This window comes from bacterium (genome assembly GCA_019695335.1).
GTDB lineage: Bacteria > CLD3 > CLD3 > SB21 > SB21 > JABWBZ01.
Genome location: JAIBAF010000053.1, coordinates 1 through 25,905 on the forward strand (window position 1 = coordinate 1; position 25,905 = coordinate 25,905).

Consider the following 25,905-nt stretch of genomic DNA (forward strand, 5'->3'; position numbering starts at 1 on the left):
CCCAGGAATGATCGTGTAATCGCTGTCCGTCGTATCCACCAAACCCTGATACCTGACATAAATCCTTCCGCTCGTGCCGCTCGACTTCGGATCATACACCACACCGCTCCCCGTCTTCGGACTCAGATTACTGTCCAGCGTCCCCGTCGTATACCACGTCCCCAACACATCCCCTATATAATTACCAAACTGATCGTATCCGCCCACATACAACGTATCATTTCGATCCGCCGCTAACGTCAAGCCTCCCGCGGCCGCTCCGTCCACCCCCGCGGCTCGCTTGATCCTCACCTGCGTCACCGGAGCCGTGTTCGTTACCGTGATCACCCCGCTCGAATCTTGAAAGCCACCAAAATTAGTTGAGTCGATAATTTTGCCAACACCCGCAGTTGTCGGTTTGAATTTCACTACACTTGAATCTGGACTATAGAGATAATTGATCGTACTAAGTTGCAAACTTCCGTTCACATGGAAAGTGCCTTCAATATTTCTTACAAAATTTCCATTGCTGTCGTATGCTGCTGAATACAGAAGTACGCTGTCGCCAACGCTCATCGTTAGATTTCCAAACGCAATGCCTTGATTCAACGTATCCGTGCGTATTACAATACTATTTATAATTCCAGGTAATACAGTAATTGCCCCTGTCGAGCCTACAAATAATCCTGCACGGGCAGTAATTTGTCCGCTACCGATTGTATTAAACGCAAAGCGCGCGCTATCAAATGTCGGTACGCCTATTGTGTCACCAATTCCTCCGGAAATACTCCACGATGATGGAATCGTTCCGATGTAATTACCTTCCGCATCTCTCAAGACTGCAAACAAAGTCACGACGCTATCAGCATCAGTCACCGCGGGCCCATACACCACACCATTACCATTTCGTAGTGTTTCCACTGTCAATGTTGCCGTGTCGCCAACAGCTACACTAATTAAGCCCGTTGTATCTCTTAATATGACTCCTTTGCTCACATCTCTGAAATGTCCCTCGATGCGGCCAGTGCCAGGGGACGTGGGATTATAAGTAACACTCAATCCTGAGTCGGCAACAAATCCAGCCAATCCTGTTCCGATCCATATACTGTCGTAACCAATGGCTGCATTGCTGATCAAGTTACTGTCCGCATCATACGCTGCACCATAAATCACCAATTGACTGTCGGCGCGCAGATTAAATGTCAACGTATCCGCACGAGCACCACCACCATTGGCAGCTGTCCGCAATGCAATAAAACTTGTGTCACCATGCGTAACAGTAATCAAACCTGTTTGATCGGTAAAAGATCCATATGTAGCGGTAATTATACCATTACCAACCAGAGATAGATCTAATATTGTACTATCAAGATTCGTGGCACGTAAAGTTCCAATACCGCCAGTAACACCCCAAGTTACAATCGGATTTCCGATAAAATTATTTTTTATGTCATAAGCCGCAGCATAGACTAACACCGTATCGTCAGTTGTTCTAGATAATGCGCCAACAGCCGTAGCGCCACTGCCACGTGAATTGACAATTCGGATTTCCGAAGTATCACCAACTACTACCGTAATAATGCCCGTCGTGTCACGCAAATTCTGTCCGGCATAAAAAACTTCAATACGTCCGCGCCCGGTTGTCGTCGGCGTATAAATAATATTTTTTGCAATCGTATCGTTAAAATTTGAAATACCGCGCGTCCCTACAAAAACACTGTCCCAATAAACAAAAATGTCTCCGATATAATTGCCATCACCATCATAACCGGCCGCGTAAAGCGATAACGAACTATCCGTCGGCATCGTCACTGCAATAGTATCCCATCGTGCTCCTGCACCACCCGGAGCAGTTCTAATCACAACAGACGATGTGTCGTTGCCGGGCACAACTGTAATCAATCCGGTTTGATCACTGAATCCTGCCGTATCGGCTACAATAAATCCAGAACCAATCGTCGACGCATGGAATGTAGTACTATCGATAATAAGTGAATCGGCGTTGAGAAAACCGTTCGTTCCGCTCACACGCCAGTTGACTTTGACATTACGAAGAAAATTATCGTTACGGTCATAGCCGTAAGCAAATACCCTTATGGAATCGTCCGCACCGATTGTTGAGTCCCCTGCCGTCGATTGATCCGCCCAACGTAGAACAATATATTCCAACGTGTCCGGAACCACCGTTACATCGCGCACAGTCCCACCACCAGTTGCAATCCGTGCAGAACTAACAAACGGCGACACAATGTGCGAAGGAAATGTAAATACTCCAAGCGTGTCACGGACATCCAATAGAAACGTTATCGTAATAGAATCTTTGATGCCAAGTGGCGCTGTTCGTATGCTCAAGGTATCTGTGCTTGAATTATAACTCCATGTCGAAAAGCCATAATCCGATGGACGTGAATTGCTGTTTGTAAAAAACTGTGAAGTTCCGTCAACAACAATATCTGTCACAGTCATCGCTTTGTCGGTAAATGGATTATAAATCAGGACAGAATCGAACCGGCTCATTGAATCTGCCGGACTCGTCGTCTGAATGCGATAGACAAATGTCGTCAGATTAGTATTAGTAATTGCACTTGAAGGCGTGATCTGCGCATCCGCAGTCGAGTTATTATTAGTATGAAAAAGAATAGCAAAATTATTTTTAAGAGAATCTGCATTAAAACTGTAGATTAATCCGTTGCCATTTTTTTCCTTGATCCCTACAGTTGCGCGACCACCGGATGAGGCTGGGGCAATTCCGGACAATTGTTCATATTGAATCCGGATCATGTTAGTAGTTTCGTATAAAATAATCTGAAACGTCAGCAACTGTGTACCAGCCTGATCCGCTTTATCGAAATTCATCCACGTTACAATAAATTGCCGGTGAGGTGCGGTTCCGATCGTTTTGTAAAGTACCCGTGAAATGCCAACGCCAGCAGGAGCTAAACTATCCCAATAAGCGGCAATGATATTATTTGGGTCAGATGATTGCAATGAATCATGGGTAGGATAAGAACTCGCGAGAGAATCAAAACTAATAAAGCCGTTAGAACTGATCACAAGGCGTGAAACAGTCGTATCAAAAAATGTAAAAGGAAAACCTATATTGATAAACCCACTTGTATCATCGTCAGTAAGAAAAATTTGTGTTCCGTCGAGGATCGACACCCAATTCGGTGTGATACGAAGCGACGAGGAATCACTATCGGTCCAACGATAACGTCCACCCGTATTGCCCTGGTCGGCCATCACTGAAGACACACTGAACCACACAGTCCCCGCAAGGATCATGAACCAACTATAAATAATTCGGTATCGCATCAATCCTTTTTGGCCTTTTTGCTGATAATAACAGGTTGTGATGGAAGGTATTCTGAAAATGAGCCCGGTGAGGCAGTATCATAAAGTTTGATTGATAACGTGTTGATCGATGAGACGCCGCTCGAATCATTCACCGCATCCGCGACAGCACAACGTACATTTAATTGCAATCGTTCACCTTGCAAAAGGGCTTCAGCCAGGATAATTATCGCATGTTGGTCTTGATAATGCAGCCATGCTGTTTGAGGAATTTTTTTTGTAAAACGTATAGAATCGGACGTTATCCAGATGACTGACTCTGACGTTCCTGAAATTTTTTTGATAGACTCGATAGTGAGTTTGTCTGTCAAATCTGAAAAATTGAATTCAATCCGGTCTGCACGTCCTGCGGCATTAGTAAGCATCACCGATAATGCTTCCGAATGGCCGGTAGTCACAGTCGACGGATTTACTGTAAATGTGCGCGTACTTTGAGCATGAACGACAGACACTGATAGCATGAAAAGTAACGGCAAGGTCAAGTACACGTTCTTCATGAAAACCTACTTGAATTGTTCAAGATAATCAAAACAATGAAAACTGCATTTAGTTCAATAAGGATTTCGGGTCTCTTTTGACAATGCCTGCCTTTAGAGTGGTCGTCTGGGTTGGGCAAGCATACAGTAACCTCATGTAAAACAATATAGAAAAAAACATTCGTGTGCGCAAGGAAACTTCTTAAAAGGCACACTATGGCATGCCTTTCTAAAAACGCAGAATTGTATCGAAATGGAAGAACTCCGATAGGCATTATTTTAAGATAGCACGAAGCAAAATCAGGAATCCACGACCGTCATTTTCAGCCAATTTCAGATTTTTTCGTGCACCATCATATTTGGAGTTGATTTCTATGGCATGTTTAAAATCTTCTATGGCTTTCAGAAAGAAATTACGGCATTGAATAATATGCAGGATTCCTAGGGAATTATGAAGATCGGCGTATTGCGGTGTGTGCTTCAGGCGTTCTTGTAAAAGCCGCTCGTACCGAAAGATCGTCGAATCGTTTTTCCCTTCTCCTCCAAACATAAATTTTAAATAAAATAAATCCGTAATATTGACTATGCTGCGCTCGCGGTGCATGTGCTTTTTCAGATCCACCAAAAGAAAAGCCGCAACTTCGTATTGTTTCAGTTGAATCGATTTGTAAATACGCTGATACGCCTGGATATTTTCACCGGATAAAATTTCAAATGCTGTTTTGATATTCTTGAGTAATTGCTCATAAAATTTCGGAGAATTTTCATATCCTTCTTCGGCATTTTTAGCATATCGGATCAAAGCCAAAGCTGTATTGATATAAGCCTCGTAAAATTTTTCATTAATACGCACGGCATCATTAAATTCAGCAAAAGCTAAATCATACTCGCCGCTTTCCATATAAGCAACACCAAGATTATTGTGTACATCCGGGTAATTGGCATTGATGCTATTGGCTTTTTTCAAAGATTCCAGCGCTTTAGAATATTCTCCCATTTCAATATACGCGCGGCCCATGTTATTATACGCATCGACATAATTGGCGTCGTGTGTTATGGCCAATTCAAATTCTTCGATGGCTTCTTTCAACATGTTCCAGTTGAGAAAAACCAAGCCCATTTTGTTATTCGACACGGAATGTTTGACGGTTCGAATTTTTTGTGACATATCGAACAGCATCTCGATATCACCGATTTTTTCCTGGTGAATCTCAGAAACAAGCTGCCGTAGTTCTTCGTGACGAGAATTATTAGATAGGCCTAACTCCTCAAACGAATATTCAAAAACAGTCAGGATTTTACCATGTTCGTATATCTCTGACTTAACTATGTTTTTGTGATTGAGAGTCGCCGTTTGAACGTGAAAAACTTTATTACCGACATTCACGTTCGTATTCAGACCGACGTCTGATCCGATTTCTGCCATCATATATACTCCTCAATAGCCTTATTTAAAAAAGGCTTGTGATAGGGTTACATACAACCTTTGTGCCATTTCTATCCTTTCTAGAAATTGACACAAACTACGATAAAACATAACAAAATTTTTAGTTCCATTGTTTCACAATGAAACTGTTGTACCAAAGGTACACAATACTGATACTGAGTGTTGCGTCGATACGACTATATTTAGGGAGATTTGAAAGGATATGCCTTTCCTGGGTCGAGGTCCAGCATTGCGTGACTTTATTGAATATACTCAATATATGTATTTTTTTGATGCTACGCAAGATTTCATGTGTTTTAAAAAAACACATCAGATAATAAGCAACAACCGTAAAAACAATCAAAAAAAGCAAAATTACATTTGATTTACATAAATAGATGAAAAAAGGGCAACTCAAATCGGTTGCCCCTTTCTATTCAATATTATTTCACTAAAATCATTTTTTGTGTTTTTTGGAACCTTTGTTTATCGGAAAGGCCGGAAGCCATCATACGATACATGTAGACACCGCTTGCTACAGAACTCTGATGATCGTCATGACCATCCCAAATAACCTGATGAAAACCAAATGGAATCACTCCATCTACAAGAGTTTTAACCTTTTGCCCTAGTATATTATAAACTTCAAGCAATACCTTTGAATTTTGTGGTAATTCATAATCAATTTTAGTGGATGGATTAAAGGGATTTGGATAATTTTTATTAAGCTTGAATTGTTTAGGGATTTCAATCATACCGATTTGTGATTCATGATAGCCCATTGCTCCATTGTAGTCCACATCGACCAGACGATAGGCACCTAGATACTCAGAAAAGGCCAATTATACTATTGAAAATATAGCAAAGAATACATACCTTTGTAATGCATTTTAAATGCGCCCGTAGCTCAATGGATAGAGCGTTGGCCTCCGGAGCCAAAGGTTGCAGGTTCGACCCCCGCCGGGCGTACTTCTAAACTCATGCATCGCATGGGTTTTTTTGTTCATGCCTTGTTTTCTAAAACTTTTTTTGTTATGTTGCGCGTCATTCGTAAATGCTGAAATTATTTCCAACGAGGTAAATCAATGGCAGAAAAAATTACTAAACGATCTGAAGATTACTCACAGTGGTATATTGACATTATTGTGCAAGCCCAGTTAGCCGATTATGCGCCTGTCAAAGGATGTATGGTTATTCGTCCGAATGGCTATGCTATTTGGGAACATATTCAACAAGCATTGGACAAGATGTTTAAAGAAACCGGCCATGTCAACGCGTATTTTCCGCTCTTTATACCGGAAAGTTTTATGAATAAAGAAAAAGAACACGTTGAAGGTTTTTCACCGGAATGCGCCGTCGTCACGCATGGAGGCGGGAAAAAACTGGAGGAAAATTTATATATCCGGCCAACATCTGAGACAATTATCTGGAGTATGTACCAAAAATGGATTCAATCTTACCGCGACTTGCCGATTTTGATTAATCAATGGGCCAATGTTGTACGTTGGGAAATGCGGACGCGCTTGTTTCTTCGGACGACAGAATTTCTCTGGCAAGAAGGACATACTGCCCATGCAACATACGATGATGCTGAGGAAGAAACAGTGCGCATGCTCAATGTCTACAAAACATTTGCCGAAGAATATATGGCCATGCCGGTCTTTCACGGCAAAAAAACCGATTCGGAAAAATTTGCCGGCGCCCTGCATACCTATTGTATCGAGGCCATGATGCAGGATAAAAAAGCCCTCCAGGCAGGAACTTCCCATAATTTAGGCGAAAATTTTGCCAAAGCATTTGACGTGAAATTTCAAGATGCCAATAAAGAATTACAATATGTCTGGGCTACGAGTTGGGGCGTCAGTACCCGCTTGATCGGCGCCTTGATCATGGCACATAGCGACGACAATGGCTTGGTTTTACCACCGAAACTTGCACCAACTCAAGTAGTCATTATTCCGATTTTCAAAGACGATACGGAAAAACAACAAACAGTTGAGGCGGCTCGAAAAATTAAAACACAATTAAATGAAAAAAATATTCGTGTTCACATTGACGATCGCGAGCAATATCGCCCAGGATGGAAATTTAATGAATGGGAATTGAAAGGTATACCAATCCGAATGGAACTCGGCCCCAAAGACCTTGCCGCGAATCAAGTTGTGTGCGCACGCCGTGATAAAACCGAAAAAACTGATAAAATCACAATAAAATTAGATGAAATTTCGGTTAAGATTCCGTCGTTATTGAATGAAATTCAAAAGAATTTATTTGATCGAGCTAAGAAATTTCGCGATGATCATACTTTTAAAGTAGTGTCTTTCGATGAATTGAAAAAACACATGGAAGATGATGCTGGTTTTGTGCAATGTTTTTGGGCAGGATCGCGTGAAGACGAGACACGATTAAAAGATGAAATGAAAGCAACTGTTCGTTGCATACCGTTTGATCAGAGCGGTGAAAAAGGCCGATGTATAGTCACCGGTAAAGAAACGGACATTCAGGTGATCATCGGCAAAGCCTACTAGCAATTTCTTCATATGCTCTACGTATTTGAAAGAGGATCGGGACTAGCGATTGTAATGATTCACGGGTACCCGCTGAACCATACGATATGGGAAAATCAGTTTTCGCTAGCCGAACGATACCGCCTCATAGTACCCGATCTCCCAGGTTTTGGCCAGTCCTCACTGCAAAATAATTTCGCTATTGAATCCTATGCCGACGGAATTGTCAGTATTTTGGATGACCGAAAGATCGAACAAGCCGTTATACTTGGACACTCGATGGGTGGTTACATTCTTCTCTCACTGGCTGAACGTTATTCACAGAGACTTGCGGGCTTAGGTTTAATCTGTACGCAGGCAGGTTCCGATTTGGGAGAAGCGCGAACCAATCGATTTAAAACGATCGAACGCGTGCAATCAGAAGGATTAGACTTTATCAAAACATCAATGTCAGAAAAACTCCTCGCACCGGATAATTTCAAATCACGTCCTGAATTATCTCAAAAATTAAAACGTATCATTGACACTGCTTCCATTGAGGGCGTAGCGTCAGCATTACAGGCTATGGCAAACAGGAAAAGCCACGAGCCACTGTTGCCAGCTATTACTATCCCCGCTTTGATTATCTCCGGAAATGACGATGTACTGGTTCCTCAGGAAAAATCGGAGTGGATGGCCAATTTATTACCTAAATCACAATTGATAAAAATGGAAGGAGCTGGCCATATGGCTATGATGGAAAAACCTGCAGAATTTAATAAAGCTCTTGAAGAGTTTCTTAAAACTTTACATTAAAAAAGTCCGAATTGTACATTCAAAATACCAGCGCAAAAAGTCTTTCTATGAATCGTCGATAGCCCGTGTTTCTTGATCGCCTCAATATGCTCCGGAGTCGGATAACCTTTGTGCTTGGCAAAACCGTATTGTGGAAATATTTTATCGTACTCCACCATTAACCGGTCACGCGTTACTTTAGCTAAAATGGATGCAGCGGCGATGGTAAAGCTTTTTGAATCTCCTTTAACAATGGCCTTTTGTCGCGTACCGTAATAATGTGATTTGGGAAATGCTTCCATATTCCCGTCTATTAAAACAAAATCAGGTTGAATGTGCATTTTTTCTACGCATCGACGCATCCCTAACAGCGACGCTTGTAGAATATTAATTTTATCAATCTGGGAGTGATCGATAATTTCAATATGAAATGCCAAAGCCCGTTGCTGAATAATTTCAAAAAACTCTTCTCGCTCAGATTCGGTCAATTGTTTCGAATCGGTCACACCGTCGATGATCACATCTTTTTCAAAGATCGCCCCGGCCACGACCACCGGTCCAGCTAAAGGGCCTCGACCGGCCTCATCAACACCAGCTACATGTGGATGTCCGAAACTCCAGCATTCATATTCATGCATTAGTAAATCGTGCATTCGCTTAACCTAATAAAAAAGGGTTGAACAGCATCTACTGTTCAACCCAATGTATACTTACATTTACTCTGAGCTATTGTGCTGTTTCTGCGCTTTGCTGTGATTGATTATATTCTTCGACGATTTTTGATTCTTTTTTCTTCTCCATTTCAGTCGAAGACAACACGATCTTTTTGTTCTCTTTATCGAATTCAATAACAACTAATTGGAGCTCAGTACCTTCATTCAAGGCATCTTTTTTGTCCGTTTTCGGTAAATGGGAAGTCGGAATAAATCCTTCGACGCCCAAAGGAAGTTCAACGATCAGACCTTTTTCAATTGATCGCATAACCTTACCGGTTGTTTCAGTCCCGGGAGCATAAGCTTCCATAAATCCGTCCCATGGATTTTCTGTAATATGCTTATGGCTCATCGAAATACGGCGATTGTCTTTATCAATGCCCATGATCACTACATCGATATCATCACCTTTTTTCACAATTTCATTCGGATTACGGACTTTACGCGTCCATGATAAATCCGAAATGTGGACTAAACCGTCAATCCCGGGTTCCAGCTCGACAAATACTCCGAAATTCGTCAGGTTGCGAACTTTACCGGTATGCTTGCTGCCTAATGAATACTTGCTTTCAACATTTTCCCATGGATCGTTTTGTAATTTTTTGATGGAGAGCGAAATCTTACGTTCTTCAGGAACGATGCTGACAACTTCAGCGGTGACTTCATCACCGATGGTAAACATTTGCGATGGATGTTTGACTGTTTGATTCCATGACATTTCCGAAATGTGAATCAAACCTTCGATACCTTTTTCAATTTCAATAAAAGCGCCGTAATCGGTAATGGAAACAATCTTTCCGGTTACCATCGTACTGATCGGATATTTTTTAGAAGCTTCAACCCACGGCTCAGGCTGCATTTGCTTCATACCGAGAGAAATCCGGTCTTTCTGTTCATTGAAATCAATGACCATGACCTTAACTTTTTCATCAAGTCTGACAATTTCGGAAGGATGTTTAACGCGCCCCCATGACATATCCGTAATGTGCAATAACCCGTCGACTCCACCGAGGTCGATAAACGCGCCGAAATCAGTAATATTTTTAACCGTGCCGTCCAATACTTGACCTTTCTGAAGCTCGGCCAAAATACGTTCACGCTGTCCCTTGGTTGACTCTTCAATCAAGGCACGGCTACTGACGACAACATTTTTACGCAAGTTATTCAACTTGACCACTTTAAATTGCATTTCCCGGCCGACGTAAGCATCAAAATCGCGAATAGGTTTCACATCGATCTGCGAACCCGGTAAAAAGCAATCAATGCCCATGACGTTGACCACCATGCCGCCTTTAATCCGTTTAGTGATCGTACCGGATACGACATCACCGCTCTCATGAATACGCGTAATTCTTTCCCATACGCGCATGAAATCGGCTTTTTTATGCGAAAGAATGATTTGTCCGTCTTTGTCTTCAATATTGTCCAGAAATACTTCGATGTCCTGGCCGATTTTGTAACTGGAAATTTGTTCACCGAACTCACTGGTGGGAATAACGCCTTCACTTTTAAAACCAATATCAACTTTAACTTCTTTTTCGCCTATATTAATGATGCGTCCCTTGACGATTTCACCCTGAGTAATCTCGCTCAAGGTTTTTTCGTACATCGACTTATATTCTGTAAATTCCTGATCATCGTATTCGCCTTGGGTATCTTTGAATTGCGAATACGGCATTACTTTTTTTCCGTAATCACGACGGAGGTTTGTTTTAACTTCTGACATTACATTTACTTTTTGCAAAGACTTATTCGCCGCAAAGCAAATCGCACATGGCCTTTACAAATCTCCTATTTTTGGCCTCGGGTAAGCGAGGGTTGGTTATACGCATGCGCACGCGCAGTTAAGTTATTTATTTTTAGGGGTTGGAATATAGAGAATGGGGTTTTGAATTGCAATATTAAAATAAAAAAAATGTCCATTCCAAAAGGCCGTGTTTTATCAGCTCTTTTTTTCAGCCTGGTGTTTCGTTTTGGAACGCCGGTACCATTTAACCAAAATAAAAACCACTATAAAAATGGCGGCAAACACTGGAATTCCTGCAATCAAAAAAGTTATCAGTCCGCTTAAGGTTACGGCAAACCCGCTAAAACCGTCTTCAAATCCTTCACCGATTGTTGCCCAAAACCCACCACTGCTGCTGACGGTCAGCGGATAAGGTTCGTGAATCGTGAGATTAATCGTCGACATGCCGGTCTGATCGAGCAAAAATTTCTTACGGCCTTCAAACCGATCGATTTCCTCGCGTACGTTGGAGATTTCCCGCTCAACATCCAATATTTCTTTGACGGTATTGGCTGATCTTAAGATTTCCTGAAAGCGTTTCTCTGTTCTTCGCTTGTTTTCAAGGCGTGCCTCAAGATCGTAGAATTCTTCGGTCACATCTTCGCCGCGAACCCCTTCGCTCTCTATTTTTTTTGCTAACTTTTTTAGTTCTCCAGCCACTGACTCAAATTTAACAGCCGGGATCCGGATATTTACTGTACCACGTTTCACATTTTCATATGGAATTTCTGTAATTGAATTCGAAATATAGCCGCCGGCTTGTTCTGTAAGCATTTGAATTTGGGTCATTGCTTCATCGTATTTATCGATCTCCATTGCCAAGTCAGCTATTTTAATAATCATCCTGGCTTTTGGAATCGATTGGTTCACCTGCTTGGCCATTAACTGTCGTTGCTGCTCCCCACCGGACATTTCATCTACTTTCATTTCCGTAGCTCCTCTGGCAACGGCATTGACATCATCGGCGGCTACTTCTTCTTTTTTATGGGTCCCGGTTTTACCGCATGCTACAAAACAAAGTAATAAAATCAATAATACAGATTTCATATCTCACTCCTGCTCAGTGACAGTTAATTAAACAATTGGTGCATTAATGCGATCAATAATCACTTAACGCAAACATGACAAACTATCGGCTGTTGTACGTGCGACAAAATTATCATAATCGACGGCTGAAAGTATTCCCGACGATTGCGGGTCATTTAGAACCGAAATGCCAATGGTTTGTTCAGGCGGATATTCTCCGAAAATACGCCGATAATCTTCATATGGATTTACTTCCTCAGTTATCCATTCCCCAACCTTGTCTTCACTTGAACGCAAAACGATGGAGTACGATGTATAAAAAAAATCATCCTGACTCAGAATAGTACATGGTGCGGTTACGGTACTCCAGACATAACTCAGTGTGATAGGTACACCGATCCAATTTTGATAAAAAATCACCGTTACGGCCGCCATGCGATCGGCACCTTTACCGCTGTATTTTGGAAGCGATTTAACGCGCCATTGCCATGTAAGCACCGGAAACTCTTTGAGATTGTAACTGAAAGGTTTGACCAAAATCACAGGCTGAGTCTGAGATTTGCCGGATAAATATAAATTTTGATCTTCTTCTTGAATATGGTACAACTTAGATGAACGACTCATGATCGGGTCATCTTTTTTGCGCCAGCCCCACGATTTCGGATAATCTTCAGCTTCATTAGAATTAAAGTCATCAATAATCAGTGAATCGGATTGGTCGATTCGTGTCTCGACATATTCGTTATTGTAACCTTCGTTGAGCATCATATTAAAAACGTTCAGATAGGTTTTAATTAATCGGAAGTTTTCTGTTCGAATATCGTATATTTTCCACGACTCATCGTTCGATTGGAGTCGAAAATTAACCCTGGTGATCTCACCATTGAGCAAAATATCCAGACTTATTTTGGCTCTAGGCTCATTCACTTCTTCTTCGGACCATCGTAAATTTTTTTCATTGATTTGCTTATGAAATCGTAGCATCCACTCTGAACCGTCACGGATAATTTTAAAACGAATCGCGTCCGTTAGCCGTTTTTGCCATGTTTTGGAAATATTGCCCCAATTATCTTCAAATGTACGCCGTGTGATTTCATCCCAATCAAATATTTTATCCATTACATGATCTGTCGAATGCATTTGTTCGCGAACCCGCACAGTATCCCTCAACCAATCTTTCAAGGTGTGAAAATACGTCTTCAAATTCTGTGATGGAAGATCTTGTGCGGAAATTTTTTCCGCATACAAAACCAAAAGAATCAGCAATAATCGTTTCACTGTAGTACCCAATGTTTGAGCGACAAATGCCCGTCGTTCCATTCAGCATAACTGCTGTGACGAACCCAGTCACCCAGATTGATATAAACTTTATCGTGCATTATTTCTTCTTTGGGCAAATGATGATGTCCCATTAACACGGCGTCAAATCCTTCTGAAAATTTTTTTTCAATGTAATTGAAGAAACTCCGGTCGTTGACGTATTTTTCATAATTTTTATCCTGCTGTTTACTCGCATGGGAAAGGCGATTGGCCAGAGCAATCCCCGCATCGGGATGAAGTAAACGGAAGAAGAAGCGATTAACAGGATGTCGTAACACGCGGCGCATCCATCGGTAAGAACGATCTAATTCTGAAAGGCCATCGCCGTGGAGTAACAAAATTTTTTTAGATCCCAGTTCGATAGATAACGGTTGGTGATAGACATGAATGTCCATCTCATCTTTTAAAAAATTGTCCATCCAGTGATCATGATTTCCGGTAAGATAGTGAATGACGACACCGGCTTCCCTTAATTTTTGCAGGAGAAATAAACCGTGTACACATTGCTTTGGAATAACGGTGCGGTATTCATAGAAAAAATCAAAATAATCACCAAGGATGTAAAGGCAAGCCTTATGGGCAGCAACCATCTTAAAAAACGAATTCAAACGTGCGTATTTGTTTTTCTCATCCGAATCAGATGGCGAAGCCAAATGACTGTCTGAAATAAAAAATGTTTTTTCCGTCATGCGCAGAAAATATGCAAAAAGAACGTATTATGAAACAATGAAAACGGTGGAAGGACTAATAGCGGATTTTTACAACCAGAATACCCGACATGACAACTATTATCATTGTCCAGCCGAACCAGTTACCATAACGCAAAAATAATGTAGGCCGATCGATAATACTGATATCACCGAACAAAACATCATCCGTTCCGTTTTGAGTTTGTTGTAGTACGCGGCCATATGGATCGATGATCGATGAAACTCCTGAATTAGCTGCCCTCGCGATGCTGATCCGGTTTTCTATCGCACGTAACACTGCGCATTGCGCGTGCTGGACCGGCTCGAATGTCCCGTCATACCATGCATCGTTCGTTACAATGACTAAAAAGCGCGCACCGCGTAGCATAAATTGCCTGACAAAATCGGGAAATATCGACTCCAGGCAAATGACCCCGGCAAAGGCAACCGAATCCGTTTGTTTTTTTTCATTGTATAATGGCAGTTCAAAAACTTTATGCTCATCGCCCGGTAAATATCCGAAGTCGCCAATATCCATTGCTATATTTTGAATAAAGTGCAAGTATTCCGGAACATATTCACCAAACAACACTAATTGCATTTTATAATAAAATTGTATCGACGATGTATCCGGCCTAAGAAGAAAAATGGCGTTGCGGCTCCTGGAAATCGTTTTCCCCTGTTCGTCATCGATCAGAGTACGGTCAGGAATTCCCGTAATCAGCGGCGTCCATTGTAGCTTCAGCTCATCGCGAACCGTTTCGAATCTTTTCCGGTCATAACGAAGCCGGTTAGGGATCGCAGTCTCTGGCCAGACAACCATATCCACTGTGTGCTCTCGCACTGTTTGCATTTGCTCCATCACTTTTGAAAAAGCAAAATCTCTTTCCAGCCATTTCTGATTGGGCTCGATATTAGGCTGCACCACCGCACAACGGACAATCCGCACATTGTCCCCTTCTGATTTCTTCAGCGTCCACAAACCATGAACAGCCGGAATTAAAAAAACGACCGCAATTCCAATTAAGAGATATTTTATCTTTGGAATTTTTTCGTTGATCGTGGTAATACGTTTATAAATGAAAAAGAAAAAAACGTTTAAAGTTACAACCCAGAATGTAATCCCAAACATGCCGGTATATTCAATGAATTGAATAAACGGCATGTAGTACGTTTGAGTGGTGGCCAATGAATGCAGCGTAAAACGCAAATCACTAAACGATTGCAAAAAATCAAAAGCCGTCCAAAGGAAAGGAGCCGCCCAAAAACCATTGAGACCGAATCGACGGCAAAAATAATTCTGCAAAACAGCAAATAATCCCCACCAGCATGCTAAGTACATAATTGAACCAAGATACATACCGGTCGCTTGCATTTGCGTTGCCCCTGAATTCATATTCAGCCACGAAAGAAAAGCTCCGGTAGCAAACAATCCAAGCAAGTATCCCGTTCTGAAACCGCTTTGGAATGCATTCAATTCTAACAACAGGAAAAAAGGGATAAGTACAAAGTACGATAAAAAACCGGTTGGAAATGGAGGGAAACTAAAATAAAAGAGAACGATCGTAAGAATAAAAAGAATCGGTATGTTTTTGCGCATGCGATGTTATTTATTCTGGACTGCCCCGTTGGGCTTGAACTGCAAATACGTATAATCTTTCATTCCCAATTCATACATGTCAAGAAGCCTCACGCCTTCACTCGGTTTGATAATGCCTTCTTTGATGCGTTGATCTACTGTCTTCTTGATTAACTTGATGATCTCATTTTCATTGTATTGCACCAACGACAATACTTGCCCGACATTCGAACCTGGAATAATTTCCTCGACGTAATAATCTTCAGGCTCCTCATCATCCATGAAAACATGCACTTCATTTACGCGGCCGAAAAGATTATGCAAATCTCCCATAATGTCCTGGTACGCCCCTAGCAAAAAAATTCCGAGATAATACGGTTGCCCATTGAGCGGGTGCAGTTCAAGACGATCTTTGATATCTTTCAAATCGATGAATTTACCGATCTTGCCGTCTGAATCACACGTTATATCAACTAATGTTGCACGTTTGCTGGGCTCTTCACTCAACCGGTGAATCGGTACAATTGGGAATAAATGATCGATAGCCCAGTGGTCGAGCAGCGATTGAAAGATCGAAAAATTACATAAATACTGATCGGCCAGTTTCGGCTCGAGATCCATCAGTTCTTCCGGAATCGACTCCATATTACGTGTATATTCACGAATAATATTCGATATTTCCCAGAACAAACTTTCAACTTTTGCTTTTTCGATTAGCGTAAGGTATCCAAGATTGAATAACGATTGCGATTCTTCTCTGCGTTGGACAGCATCGTGATACACTTCAAGATAGTTAGTATTCTTTTTATGAAGTTGATGACGCAGATCAAGCATCTCTTGGATGATATCCGGATCGGAGGGTGTGTAATCAAGTTTCCGCTGCGGATAGCCTTTTTCAATATTGCCAAAAATCTCCAAAATCAAGACCGAGTGATGCGCGACAATCGCTCTTCCGCTTTCAGAAACGATGTTCGGATGCGGCACTTCTTCGCTATTGCAGACTTCTAGAATAGTATAGACCACGTCATTCGCATATTCCTGCATAGTATAATTCATACTGCTTTGGAATGGCGTTCGGGAACCATCGTAATCAACGCCAAGTCCGCCACCGACATCCATATATTGGATCGGAACGCCCATTTTATGGGCGCTTACATAAATACGTGCCGCTTCTTTTACGGCTGCCTTAATCGTACGGATATCAGGAATTTGCGAACCGATATGAAAATGAAGCAATTTAAAAGCATGTTCCAGATTGTACTGCTTGAGCAATTCAATCGCTTCTATCATCTCCGGAGTTGACAAACCGAATTTGGATTGATCGCCGCTGGAAGCTTCCCACTTGCCTGTGCCTTTGGTACTCAACTTGGCTCGAATACCGATAGCGGGTTCGACTCCCAATTCTTGCGATTGCTGAAGAATCAAACGAAGTTCGGACAATTTTTCGGCAACCAGAATAACGTTCTTTTTTAATTGCTTGCCAAGTAAAGCCATTCGGATGAACTGCGCGTCCTTGTATCCATTGGCGATGATTGGAGTTTCTTTATCTTCGATCAATGCAAGTGCTACATATAATTCCGGTTTGCTTCCGCATTCAATGCCATATCCGTACGGGATTCCTGCATCTAAAATTTCTTCAACCGCTTCGCGCAATTGATTAACCTTGATTGGAAAAACACCGGTATATTTGCCTTGATAATTGTATTCGGCAATTGCGCTCCTGAAACTCTCATTCAATTCCTTTACGCGGCTGCGTAAAATATCTTGGAAACGCACTACGGCCGGCAATTCTATTCCTCGATTACGAATATCTTCGACGACGGTATGAAGATCAATGGCTTTGGTGGGATCCTTGGTGGGACTGACCGCTATGTGACCTTTTGTGTTGATGTGAAAATAACCTGCGCCCCATTGCTCTACATTATAGAGCTTTTCGGACTGCTCGATGGACCAAGCTGCCAACGCGCTTTTCCTCCTTCATAAGTTAATTACGTTACAAAAAACTTTTATAGTGGATCCGGCTCAACGAAATCCTCAACCGGTGATCAATGTGAAAACTTGTTTTCATAGTATGCTTTCGGCAAAAAAAATATCTATTTCACCCTATAAATGCAATAGAAAACAATGATTTTGTGTCACTTTTTTCATTTTTTTACGTAGATCTGTCTCTGAAAAGAGCATAAAAAAACGCTTGACTCAGGAAGGTGCATTTTTTACCTTGCGGTTGAGTTGCATCTCTAGTTATGGTCGATAAGGTTATGAAAGACAAAAAGTTTAGAATCCTATACTTGCCCGAGACCCAATCGGAAATGCGTGAATTGCTTATCTCACGCAATCGATTGATCTTTTTTGGGTCCGCTTTCTTAAGTCTCATGTTTATCTTCATGACTACGATAGGGATTCTATTCTCTTCTTATACAGGCGACGAGCGCATTGCCGACTTAAGCACCGAAAACCAAATCCTCAAAAATCAGATCAGTGAAACCAATGACCGCATCAACGATTTGATGAAGCAAGTAGACGTCATTAGAGCCAAGGATAGCGAATTACGACTGATATCAAATCTACCGGATGTCGATGAAATTTTAAAAGACGCTGGAATCGGCGGCAGTGATTTTCAATTCAGTTATAATCCTGATCTCATTTCATCCGAAGCTGATCGGCTGATCCGTGGCAATCTTATGAGCCTCGAAAAATTGGAAACCAATATTAAATTGGAATTACAGAGCTACGCTGACTTGAATGAAAAAATCAATGCCAATTTAGATAAGTTGAATTACATCCCTTCGATTTGCCCCATCAAAAAAGGCCGCGTAACCGATCGTTTTGGCGTTCGTCGTAGTTTCCGTTCATGGAAATCGCATACAGGCTTGGACATTGCTGCACGATGGGGAACACCGGTATATGTTACGGCCGATGGAGTCGTCGAATCGGTTACCTGGAGAGGCGGTTACGGTAAATCAATCATCGTCGATCACGGTAATGGCATCAAAACTTTATACGGGCACCTCTCCGCTTACAATGTTCGTCGCGGCCAAGCCGTAAAGCGGAATCAGAAAATTGCCGAAGTCGGAAGCACAGGTTTATCTACCGGTCCGCATTTGCATTATGAAGTGCGCGTTAACGACATCATGCAAAATCCGGAACTTTATATCTTCTTCGATATGGTTAACTACCTGGAAGTAAAATAAATTAGTTGCTATGAAACTAAAAAAGCTGCTTCAATTGATGAAGCAGCTTTTTTGTTTTCCATTATTTTATTCTTTTCAATTCATTCCAATATAAATTGTCAGGTTTGTTCCCAACACAGCCACGTCACCGGACAAATTATTCCATTGTTTGATTTGATCGATCGATACTTTGTATTGCTCGGCAATTTTGATCAGACTGTCACCGATTTTGACTGTATGAAATATTTTTTTTGCCGCTGGAACATAAATTCGCAGTTTGCTATTCAAAACCGTTGCATCCGAAGCCAGAAGATTCCAAGTCATTATATCTTTAACGCTGACACCGTATTGGCGCGCAATCCTCTCCATATAATCTCCTTCGCGCACCGTATGAACAATATAAAACCGTTGGGAATCACTGCTGGCAACCACACTATCCAACGTAATGACCTGGGCTAGAGTAGTACTATCGGTTTGAACTGTGCTGACATTAACAAGCGGTGTGGCATCGGATGGAAGCATCAATTCCCATGTCCCTGCGGGAAGCTCATATTTCATGATCCAATAATTGAGTAGTTTCAATTTCTTGTAAGTCGTTCCGTTCTCTATCGCCCATTTCCCAAGATCATTAATAGGACCTTTCACAGTTATCGTTTTCGTACCGGTATCATATGGTTCGTAATAATCCTCGTCATCAAACTGAAAACCGTATTTCTCGGGATGTTGAAGTAATTCTTTGATAACAACAATATGAAAAATATAATTGCGCGTTTCTTTATTTAAAAATGATTCGAAGTAATCATTTTGCCGTTGCATCCGAATCACTTCATTGATGTTTCCCTGTCCGGTGTTATACGCCGCTGCCGCCATGCTCCAACTTCCAAATTGTTCACGAAGGCTTTTGAGCATCGTAATTGCGGCGCGAGTTGATTTTTCGACGTGAAACCTTTCGTCGACGATTTTGTCGACACGTAAACCCCAAAGTTTAGCGGTCGAAGGAATAAATTGCCAGAGACCGCCGGCATCGGCATGCGAATATGCATCAATGCGAAGCGAGCTCTCGGCACAGGCCAGAAATTTCAAATCATCCGGCACGTCCATCTCTTTTAGAATTTTTTCAAACACAGGAAAGTAACGCTGGCTCCGTTTCAGCATTTGCATTATCCGAAAATCCGTGCTGAGTACGAGATAGTAGGCGTCTTCTAGGCGTTCCCGGACATCACTCACTTCTATCGGAATTCGTTCACCACAAAATTCCATTGAATCCGGCAACTGAAACGAATTAATGTGTTGAGCAGAAGCTGTTTGCAGTGAGTCCTTTTCTGCTGCTATAGTCGAACTCAAAGTTATCAGAACGAGAAGCCAGGCTTTCATCCACTTGTACTTTCTTATGGGAGTCAATGAGCGAAACTGGTTCTAATTTTACTAACAAAAGTAATTCCTGCCGAGGAAACATGCAACCCGATAAATAAAAAAGCAGGCAACCATTCAATGGATGCCTGCTTAAGAACGAAGAACGAAGAGGGTGTGTAACTTCCTCCTCATCACAAACTTACTTGTGTAATCCAGATGGAATTACTGTAAGTATAATCCGTTAATCGGATTATTTTTTGGATGATTTCTTCGCGCCTTTTTTGCCTGATTTTTTCGAAGTAGATTTCTTCGAACCAGCTTTTTTGGTCGCCATACTTATGTTCCTTTCACTGAGTATAACGTTTAGTTAATTAACTGAGAGACATTTCCTTCTCTCATTACGATTTTAACTTTTTTTGTTTTGAAAGTCAACAAAATTCTGCATTTAGAGATAAAGCCTTGAAAAACCTTGCTTCTTTTTTTTTGCTTGAGCGCTGCAAAACCTTAAAATCAATGTCTGCAAAGCCTTAAATAGAGCGGGTTCGCGGGAAACTTAAAAAAACTTGTCAAGTCTTTTTTTATTTTTTAGAAAAAAATTTTTTTTATTTTTTTATTACAAAAGTGGGAAGAAATGAATTTTTTTTCTATTTTTTGAATTTTTTTTAACAAAAATAGAAAATAACGTATAGAAAGGATCTATTTAAAATTCTATCGGTTGATACTTTGTCGGAGATGATCGAGTTGTTTTCGGGCTTCCAAATGTTCTTCCATCGTACGAGAAAATCTGTGTTTTCCAGTACCATCGGCAACCATATACAAATAGTTTACACTTGCAGGATATAAAGCGGCGAGAATGGATGGCTTTCCAGGATTATTAATTGGACCTGGAGGTAGACCGGAATATTTATAGGTATTGTAAGGACTGTCGATATCAAGATCTTTGAAATACAGGCGGCGTGGCCCATCTTTGATGATAAACTGAATCGTCGGATCCGCCTGCAGAAGCATGTTATTTTTTAATCGATTGTGGTAGACAGCCGAAACCGTATATCGTTCTTCCTCGTTAGCTGTCTCGCCTTCAATGATCGACGCCAACGTGACGATCTGTTTGGGCGTCATTTGCAATGTAGCCGCACGCTGTTTAAGCTCTTTATCAAAAAACGCAGTAAATTCGCGCACCATGATGCGGATGATTTCCTTCTCTGTTGTACCCGGATCAAAAAAATAAGTGTTCGGCATCATGTACCCGAAAAGTGATGTGTCTTTAACACCAAGCTCGCGGCAAAGACCCGTATCGCGTATTGCGGCAACAAATATGGTGCGATCAATCGGCAGTTTCGCTTGCAATACCTCGATGATTTCTTCCATTTTCTTCCCTTCGGTAATCGTAACGCGAATACTTTGAGGCGTACTGCTTTGAAGGATCCGCAGAATCTGGTGATTAGAACCCCGAAGCGGTAAAAGATATTGCCCAGCTTTCAGATGCCGGTCGGCTCCAAGATATTTTGCAGCATAGACAAATGTCCGCGAATTATCGATCACGCCGCTTTCTTCAAGAATATGCGCAATATCCGAAAGACTGGCGCCTTTCGGAATTGTAATTCGCAATTTCTTGTCCAGAGGCAACGCTTCCAATTCAACCGTCGGCGCGTTGTACAAAACAATTTTATAAAAAGCGACTACGAACGATGCCCCGAGCAAAATTCCAACAAAAGAAATGACAACAAGAATCTTTACCAGATTCCGTGTACGCTGCGATCCATCCGCCAAAACTTAGTACCTTTACATGAAAGTAGGGTTTAAAAAACGGCGAGAGTATACACATTTTTGCTCATGCATGCAAATGAAATGAAGCGGAAGTCAGGATGGTAAAGTGATAGAAAATGTGGTGCCTTGTTGCTGGTTGCTTTTTACTTGGTACGCCATACCGTGACGTTCGAGAATTTCTTGAACCACAACCAGACCAAGACCTGATCCTTTTTGTTTCGTCGTAAAAAACGGATCGAAAATTTTCGGCAACTGGTGTTCGGGAATACCTTCGCCGCTATCTATGATATTTAGCGCGATCCCATTTTCATTTTTGGATAAATTGACCGACAGGGTTCCGCCATTCGGCATAGCCTCAATGGCATTGATCAATACATTCAGCAAGGCTTGCTGCAACTGTCCTGAATCAAATTCGCATTCGATAGCAGGATCATCAAAACAGGTTTCAACATGAATATTGTTTTTCTGCATTTTGTCCTGAAGCAAAGCCAGAGCATTGTGAATTACAGGAATGACCGGTTGACGGTTTTTCTCAAGAGGGGCTGTACGCGCATACATCAATGTATCATTGAGAATACGTTCCAATCGCATCGTTTCATCGACAATAACTTTGAGATAGACTTCATCGGATACATCGTGATGCCGATTAAGAATTGCGCGGGCAAAGCCACCTATAGCAACGAGCGGATTGCGTATTTCATGCGCCATTTTCGCGGACAATTCGCCAATGGCCGCCAATTTTTCGGAACGAATCAACCGCTCCTGGCTTTTTTGCAGCGACCCGTGTGCTTCTTGCAATTCATCTACTTTATTGCGAAGCCGTTCATACAGCATTGCATTTTCAACAGCTGCGCTGATCTGATAGCCGAAAATTTTCAACGTTTCCAAATCCTGATCGCTTATCGGCCGTCCTGTAATCGAATTATCGACCACCAGCGCGCCGAGTACGCCATCCTTTGACAACAACGGCACAATTGCCAAATGATCCGTTTCAAATATTTTTTTCATCGCCGGAGTCAAATACACTGTATTATCATGCGCAATTAAGATCGAATGGCGTTTATGAATAGCGTCGAAAAATGCCTGATATTCTTTATCCAGATTTTTTTCCGAGACGGGAATACGCAGAGCGGCAATCAATTGATTAACTTTTAAATCCCGCCCGTCGTGAGCCGCTTTGTAGGTCGTTAAAATTTCTTTCAACGTTTGAGGGCCCTGTGCCAATTCATTCCACAAAATACCTGCCTCGTGTGGATCGGAAGGGCCGATCGCTTTTTTTCCTTCGAGAATCGACTTATCGTCACTCATCAGAAAAAGAAACCCCCTGTTGAAACGAAATCCCTGGCCTGCCGTTACGGCTACCAGAATCATGTTAAAAATCTCATCCAATTCAAGAGAGGCGTGAATGAGTGCACTGATCTCATTGATCTTGGATATATTGTCCAAATTACGCTTGATCTCGTCTTCTAACTGTTTCTGTTTGGTTTTATCGCGCAATATCAACACCGTCTCGCGTAAACGCTGTTGTTCATCCGTCACAAAACTCAGCGTCAATTCACAAAAAATGTGGTGCCCGGCTTGGGTAATGCAAGGCGTCATTTGGTGTTTGATCGTATCATTCAGCGGCAGAGTATTATCCAAGGATTGTAGCGTTGATACAAAAAGCGCATCAGGGCTGAAAAGCTTATCCATCGGTTGATGCAACATCATATCCGGAGAATAACCGAAAATTTCTTCAGCACCTTTATTCCACGAAATAATCTTCATGTGCTCATCAAGCATAATGATCGCGTCGGGAGAATTCTGTGTAATATCGGCCAGTTTATCGCGTTCTGCGGATAAACGATCGTATGCCAAAATTTTATCGGTGATGTCAAAAGAAAATTTAAGAATCAATCGACCATCATTCTCGTTTCGAAAAATTGGGATATAAATATCTTCGACATATCGTTTGCGAATCGTATCATCAATAATGCTGTGTATTTCCGTCTCCATGTTCCCCGTCTCAAAACACCGCTGAATAAGCTGGCGATCATGGTCGCCGATCGTTTCATATTGATGATTGACACTATCCCAAAGCCAGCGAACATCAGCATCAGGAATTAGAATTTTTCCGTGAACGCGTTCAAGAGCATCAATCAATTCATATATAGATAATTGATCCAGCATGCGTTATTGCCACCTTCCGGGAATAATTCGCTGACACTTATAACAACGATTATCTACTATCACATTCTTAAGCACATTAAAACCGATCCTTTCAACCAGCAGCGCACGGCACTCCGGGCAATACGTGTTTTCCGTATTTTCAGTTTTTCCCGGCAAATTGCCCGCATATACAAAATTTAGTCCTGCTTTTCGTCCTATATCTACAGCCTTCAGTAACGTATGAGCCGGTGTATTATCCGGATCGGTCATTTTATAATCCTGATGAAAAGCCGTCACATGCCATGGAATATCAGGCGAAATCGAAACAATGAATTCCGCCATTTTCTGCAATTCATCATTCGAATCGTTGAACGTCGGAATAATCAATGACACAATTTCGAGCCAGAAACCCCGTTCGTAGATCCATCGAATACTGTCCAATACCGTCTGAAGCTTCGTGCCGAGTTTCCTATAGTTTTTATCATTAAAACTCTTCAGATCGACTTTATAGAGATCAACGTAAGGACGAATGTAGTCCAGCACTTCAGGAGTTGCATTGCCATTAGAAACATATGAACCAATCAAATCCTGTTTTTTTCCTTCCTTGAAAATTTCCATTGCCCATTCGGACGTGATCAACGGTTCATTGTAGGTGCTGGTGAGAACTTTCGCTTTGTGGGATACGGCAAGCTTGACAATTTGCTTCGGTTCAATGGCTACCGGGTTCGATCCCGCATTAGGATCATTCAATGCTTGCGATGTAATCCAGTTTTGGCAGTAAGCACAATGAAGATCGCAACCCAACATGCCAAAGCTCATGGCTTGTTGACCTGGAAAAACATGAAAAAAAGGCTTCTTCTCAATAGGATCGAGTTGGATACCGGCTACATAGCCATAAGGAACATATAATTTTCCGCCACGGTTAAATCGGATTTTGCAAATTCCATCGCGATCATCATGAATAGTGCATCGATGTCCACATGCAAAACATTCGATCGAGGTACCTTCGATCGTACGATACAACTCCCCTTCCTTAACATGCCGCTGGAGTGTTGTTTTGAGAGTAAGTTGAGATGGCATAACCCCTCCTTCGTACAGGGTTCGCACATAATATAATCAATTCACTTGTCAAATGAAAAAATCGAAGTAATCAGTCGTGTTCACGCGCAACGGTCGGCTCTTTTGGAGGCACTACGACTACATCCTCTCTTTCAACGATCACGGTGCCGGGTTTAGCGCCTTTTGGTTTCCGAACGTATTTTCGTTCAGCTACAATAACAGGAACCAGCGACGATGTTTTCGCTTTGCTGAAAAATGCAGCGATCGCTGCCGCCGCTTCCACAGCATCTTTGGAAGGATTATCTTTGCGGCCATCACGTTTAAGCACGACGTGCGAACCTGGTACGCCACGCGCGTGAAACCATAAATCGTCTTTTTTGGCGAATTTAAATGTTAACGCATCATTTTTTTCGTCATTTTGCCCGACAAATACCCGCCAATTGCCGTGTACAAGAAACTCGCGGAAAACCGGCGCTGTTTCAACTTTAGCGGGTTCCGCGCTATTACGCTTGATCCACCCGAGTTCGATAAAACGTTCGTATTGCTTCGCAAAATCTTTCCAATCTATCTTTTCTTCATTGGAATAAGTTTCGATGAGCTTCTGAATCATCCGGTTTTCTTTATTAACAAAATCGATGCGTTCAGCGATTTTTTTAACGGAATTTTTCAATTTCTTCGCCTGAGCAAAATAACGCTCAATATTTTCTTGTGGTTTTTTTTCGGGATTCAATTCGATCGTCACGGATTCACCGGAATCAGAATATACATTTTCCACTGTA

At 41.8% G+C, this 25,905-nt stretch carries 19 protein-coding genes and 1 tRNA gene; 4 read left to right on the plus strand and 16 right to left on the minus strand.

Annotated features, from left to right (window positions below; genetic code table 11):
* From K1X84_12635 to K1X84_12650, 4 genes are all read right to left on the minus strand, one after another.
* Window positions 1-3,294 (minus strand): hypothetical protein (locus K1X84_12635; protein MBX7152482.1); only part of this gene is annotated, 3,294 nt, incomplete at its 3' end.
* On the minus strand, window positions 3,294-3,830 hold the full coding sequence (locus tag K1X84_12640; GenBank protein MBX7152483.1) for a hypothetical protein: 537 nt from the start codon (window positions 3,828-3,830) through the stop codon (window positions 3,294-3,296). The genes K1X84_12640 and K1X84_12635, both read right to left, overlap by 1 nt.
* Window positions 3,831-4,083: 253 nt before the next feature.
* Window positions 4,084-5,238, minus strand: a complete 1,155-nt coding sequence (locus K1X84_12645; GenBank protein MBX7152484.1) for a tetratricopeptide repeat protein — start codon at window positions 5,236-5,238, stop codon at window positions 4,084-4,086.
* Window positions 5,239-5,678: 440 nt separating this feature from the next.
* The gene (locus tag K1X84_12650) at window positions 5,679-6,077 is read right to left on the minus strand and encodes a T9SS type A sorting domain-containing protein (GenBank protein MBX7152485.1); all 399 of its coding nucleotides are present in this window, start codon (window positions 6,075-6,077) and stop codon (window positions 5,679-5,681) included.
* A gap of 54 nt (window positions 6,078-6,131) precedes the next feature.
* On the opposite strand from K1X84_12650, the gene K1X84_12655 reads away from it, so the two are divergent.
* The 3 genes from K1X84_12655 to K1X84_12665 all read left to right on the plus strand — a co-directional run bounded on the left by K1X84_12655 (window position 6,132) and on the right by K1X84_12665 (window position 8,537).
* Window positions 6,132-6,204: transfer RNA gene (locus K1X84_12655), tRNA-Arg, on the plus strand.
* Between the two features lie 116 nt (window positions 6,205-6,320).
* Complete coding sequence (gene proS, locus K1X84_12660) at window positions 6,321-7,763, plus strand: proline--tRNA ligase (GenBank protein ID MBX7152486.1); 1,443 nt, start codon at window positions 6,321-6,323, stop codon at window positions 7,761-7,763.
* Window positions 7,764-7,775: 12 nt separating this feature from the next.
* The gene (locus K1X84_12665; protein ID MBX7152487.1) at window positions 7,776-8,537 is read left to right on the plus strand and encodes an alpha/beta hydrolase; all 762 of its coding nucleotides are present in this window, start codon (window positions 7,776-7,778) and stop codon (window positions 8,535-8,537) included.
* On the opposite strand, the gene K1X84_12670 is transcribed toward K1X84_12665, so the two are convergent.
* The 7 genes from K1X84_12670 to speA all read right to left on the minus strand — a co-directional run bounded on the left by K1X84_12670 (window position 8,534) and on the right by speA (window position 17,591).
* A complete protein-coding gene (locus K1X84_12670; GenBank protein ID MBX7152488.1) occupies window positions 8,534-9,169 on the minus strand; it encodes a ribonuclease HII in 636 nt (211 codons plus the stop codon). The two genes, K1X84_12665 and K1X84_12670, sit on opposite strands and share 4 nt — an antisense overlap.
* 73 nt (window positions 9,170-9,242) lie before the next feature.
* The gene (rpsA, locus tag K1X84_12675) at window positions 9,243-10,955 is read right to left on the minus strand and encodes a 30S ribosomal protein S1 (protein MBX7152489.1); all 1,713 of its coding nucleotides are present in this window, start codon (window positions 10,953-10,955) and stop codon (window positions 9,243-9,245) included.
* A 216-nt stretch (window positions 10,956-11,171) separates the two neighbouring features.
* Window positions 11,172-12,062 carry a DUF4349 domain-containing protein gene (locus K1X84_12680; protein ID MBX7152490.1) on the minus strand — a complete coding sequence of 297 codons (891 nt, stop codon included), beginning with the start codon at window positions 12,060-12,062 and terminating at the stop codon, window positions 11,172-11,174.
* A 63-nt stretch (window positions 12,063-12,125) separates the two neighbouring features.
* A complete protein-coding gene (locus K1X84_12685) occupies window positions 12,126-13,361 on the minus strand; it encodes a DUF3047 domain-containing protein (protein MBX7152491.1) in 1,236 nt (411 codons plus the stop codon).
* On the minus strand, window positions 13,316-14,050 hold the full coding sequence (locus K1X84_12690; GenBank protein ID MBX7152492.1) for a UDP-2,3-diacylglucosamine diphosphatase: 735 nt from the start codon (window positions 14,048-14,050) through the stop codon (window positions 13,316-13,318). The genes K1X84_12685 and K1X84_12690 overlap by 46 nt, the downstream gene beginning before the upstream one ends.
* Window positions 14,051-14,105: 55 nt before the next feature.
* Window positions 14,106-15,650, minus strand: coding sequence for an apolipoprotein N-acyltransferase (gene lnt / locus K1X84_12695; GenBank protein ID MBX7152493.1), 1,545 nt, complete (start codon window positions 15,648-15,650; stop codon window positions 14,106-14,108).
* A gap of 6 nt (window positions 15,651-15,656) precedes the next feature.
* The gene (speA, locus tag K1X84_12700; protein MBX7152494.1) at window positions 15,657-17,591 is read right to left on the minus strand and encodes a biosynthetic arginine decarboxylase; all 1,935 of its coding nucleotides are present in this window, start codon (window positions 17,589-17,591) and stop codon (window positions 15,657-15,659) included.
* 422 nt (window positions 17,592-18,013) lie between these two features.
* Here speA and K1X84_12705 point away from each other — a divergent pair, with 422 nt between their 5' ends.
* On the plus strand, window positions 18,014-18,820 hold the full coding sequence (locus K1X84_12705; protein MBX7152495.1) for a M23 family metallopeptidase: 807 nt from the start codon (window positions 18,014-18,016) through the stop codon (window positions 18,818-18,820).
* Window positions 18,821-18,895: 75 nt separating this feature from the next.
* Here the strand turns inward: K1X84_12705 and K1X84_12710 are convergent, their stop codons facing one another.
* From K1X84_12710 to K1X84_12730, 5 genes are all read right to left on the minus strand, one after another.
* Window positions 18,896-20,173: a transglycosylase SLT domain-containing protein gene (locus K1X84_12710; protein ID MBX7152496.1), complete on the minus strand. Its 1,278-nt coding sequence runs from the start codon at window positions 20,171-20,173 to the stop codon at window positions 18,896-18,898.
* Window positions 20,174-20,860: 687 nt separating this feature from the next.
* Complete coding sequence (gene mltG, locus K1X84_12715; GenBank protein ID MBX7152497.1) at window positions 20,861-21,922, minus strand: endolytic transglycosylase MltG; 1,062 nt, start codon at window positions 21,920-21,922, stop codon at window positions 20,861-20,863.
* Between the two features lie 90 nt (window positions 21,923-22,012).
* The gene (locus K1X84_12720; protein ID MBX7152498.1) at window positions 22,013-24,088 is read right to left on the minus strand and encodes a PAS domain S-box protein; all 2,076 of its coding nucleotides are present in this window, start codon (window positions 24,086-24,088) and stop codon (window positions 22,013-22,015) included.
* Window positions 24,089-24,091: 3 nt separating this feature from the next.
* Complete coding sequence (amrS, locus tag K1X84_12725) at window positions 24,092-25,147, minus strand: AmmeMemoRadiSam system radical SAM enzyme (protein ID MBX7152499.1); 1,056 nt, start codon at window positions 25,145-25,147, stop codon at window positions 24,092-24,094.
* A gap of 70 nt (window positions 25,148-25,217) precedes the next feature.
* Window positions 25,218-25,905, minus strand: a 688-nt coding sequence (locus K1X84_12730; GenBank protein MBX7152500.1) for an NFACT RNA binding domain-containing protein, incomplete at its 5' end; no start/stop codon positions are given.

Coding starts and splice junctions, on each gene's coding strand:
- K1X84_12640 (MBX7152483.1), bottom strand. CDS start 3,830: ATGAAGAACGTGTACTTGACCTTGCCGTTACTTTTCATGCTATCAGTG.
- K1X84_12645 (MBX7152484.1), bottom strand. CDS start 5,238: ATGATGGCAGAAATCGGATCAGACGTCGGTCTGAATACGAACGTGAAT.
- proS (MBX7152486.1), top strand. CDS start 6,321: ATGGCAGAAAAAATTACTAAACGATCTGAAGATTACTCACAGTGGTAT.
- K1X84_12665 (MBX7152487.1), top strand. CDS start 7,776: ATGCTCTACGTATTTGAAAGAGGATCGGGACTAGCGATTGTAATGATT.
- K1X84_12670 (MBX7152488.1), bottom strand. CDS start 9,169: ATGCACGATTTACTAATGCATGAATATGAATGCTGGAGTTTCGGACAT.
- rpsA (MBX7152489.1), bottom strand. CDS start 10,955: ATGTCAGAAGTTAAAACAAACCTCCGTCGTGATTACGGAAAAAAAGTA.
- K1X84_12680 (MBX7152490.1), bottom strand. CDS start 12,062: ATGAAATCTGTATTATTGATTTTATTACTTTGTTTTGTAGCATGCGGT.
- K1X84_12685 (MBX7152491.1), bottom strand. CDS start 13,361: ATGGAACGACGGGCATTTGTCGCTCAAACATTGGGTACTACAGTGAAA.
- K1X84_12690 (MBX7152492.1), bottom strand. CDS start 14,050: ATGACGGAAAAAACATTTTTTATTTCAGACAGTCATTTGGCTTCGCCA.
- lnt (MBX7152493.1), bottom strand. CDS start 15,650: ATGCGCAAAAACATACCGATTCTTTTTATTCTTACGATCGTTCTCTTT.
- K1X84_12705 (MBX7152495.1), top strand. CDS start 18,014: ATGACTACGATAGGGATTCTATTCTCTTCTTATACAGGCGACGAGCGC.
- K1X84_12710 (MBX7152496.1), bottom strand. CDS start 20,173: ATGAAAGCCTGGCTTCTCGTTCTGATAACTTTGAGTTCGACTATAGCA.
- K1X84_12720 (MBX7152498.1), bottom strand. CDS start 24,088: ATGCTGGATCAATTATCTATATATGAATTGATTGATGCTCTTGAACGC.
- amrS (MBX7152499.1), bottom strand. CDS start 25,147: ATGCCATCTCAACTTACTCTCAAAACAACACTCCAGCGGCATGTTAAG.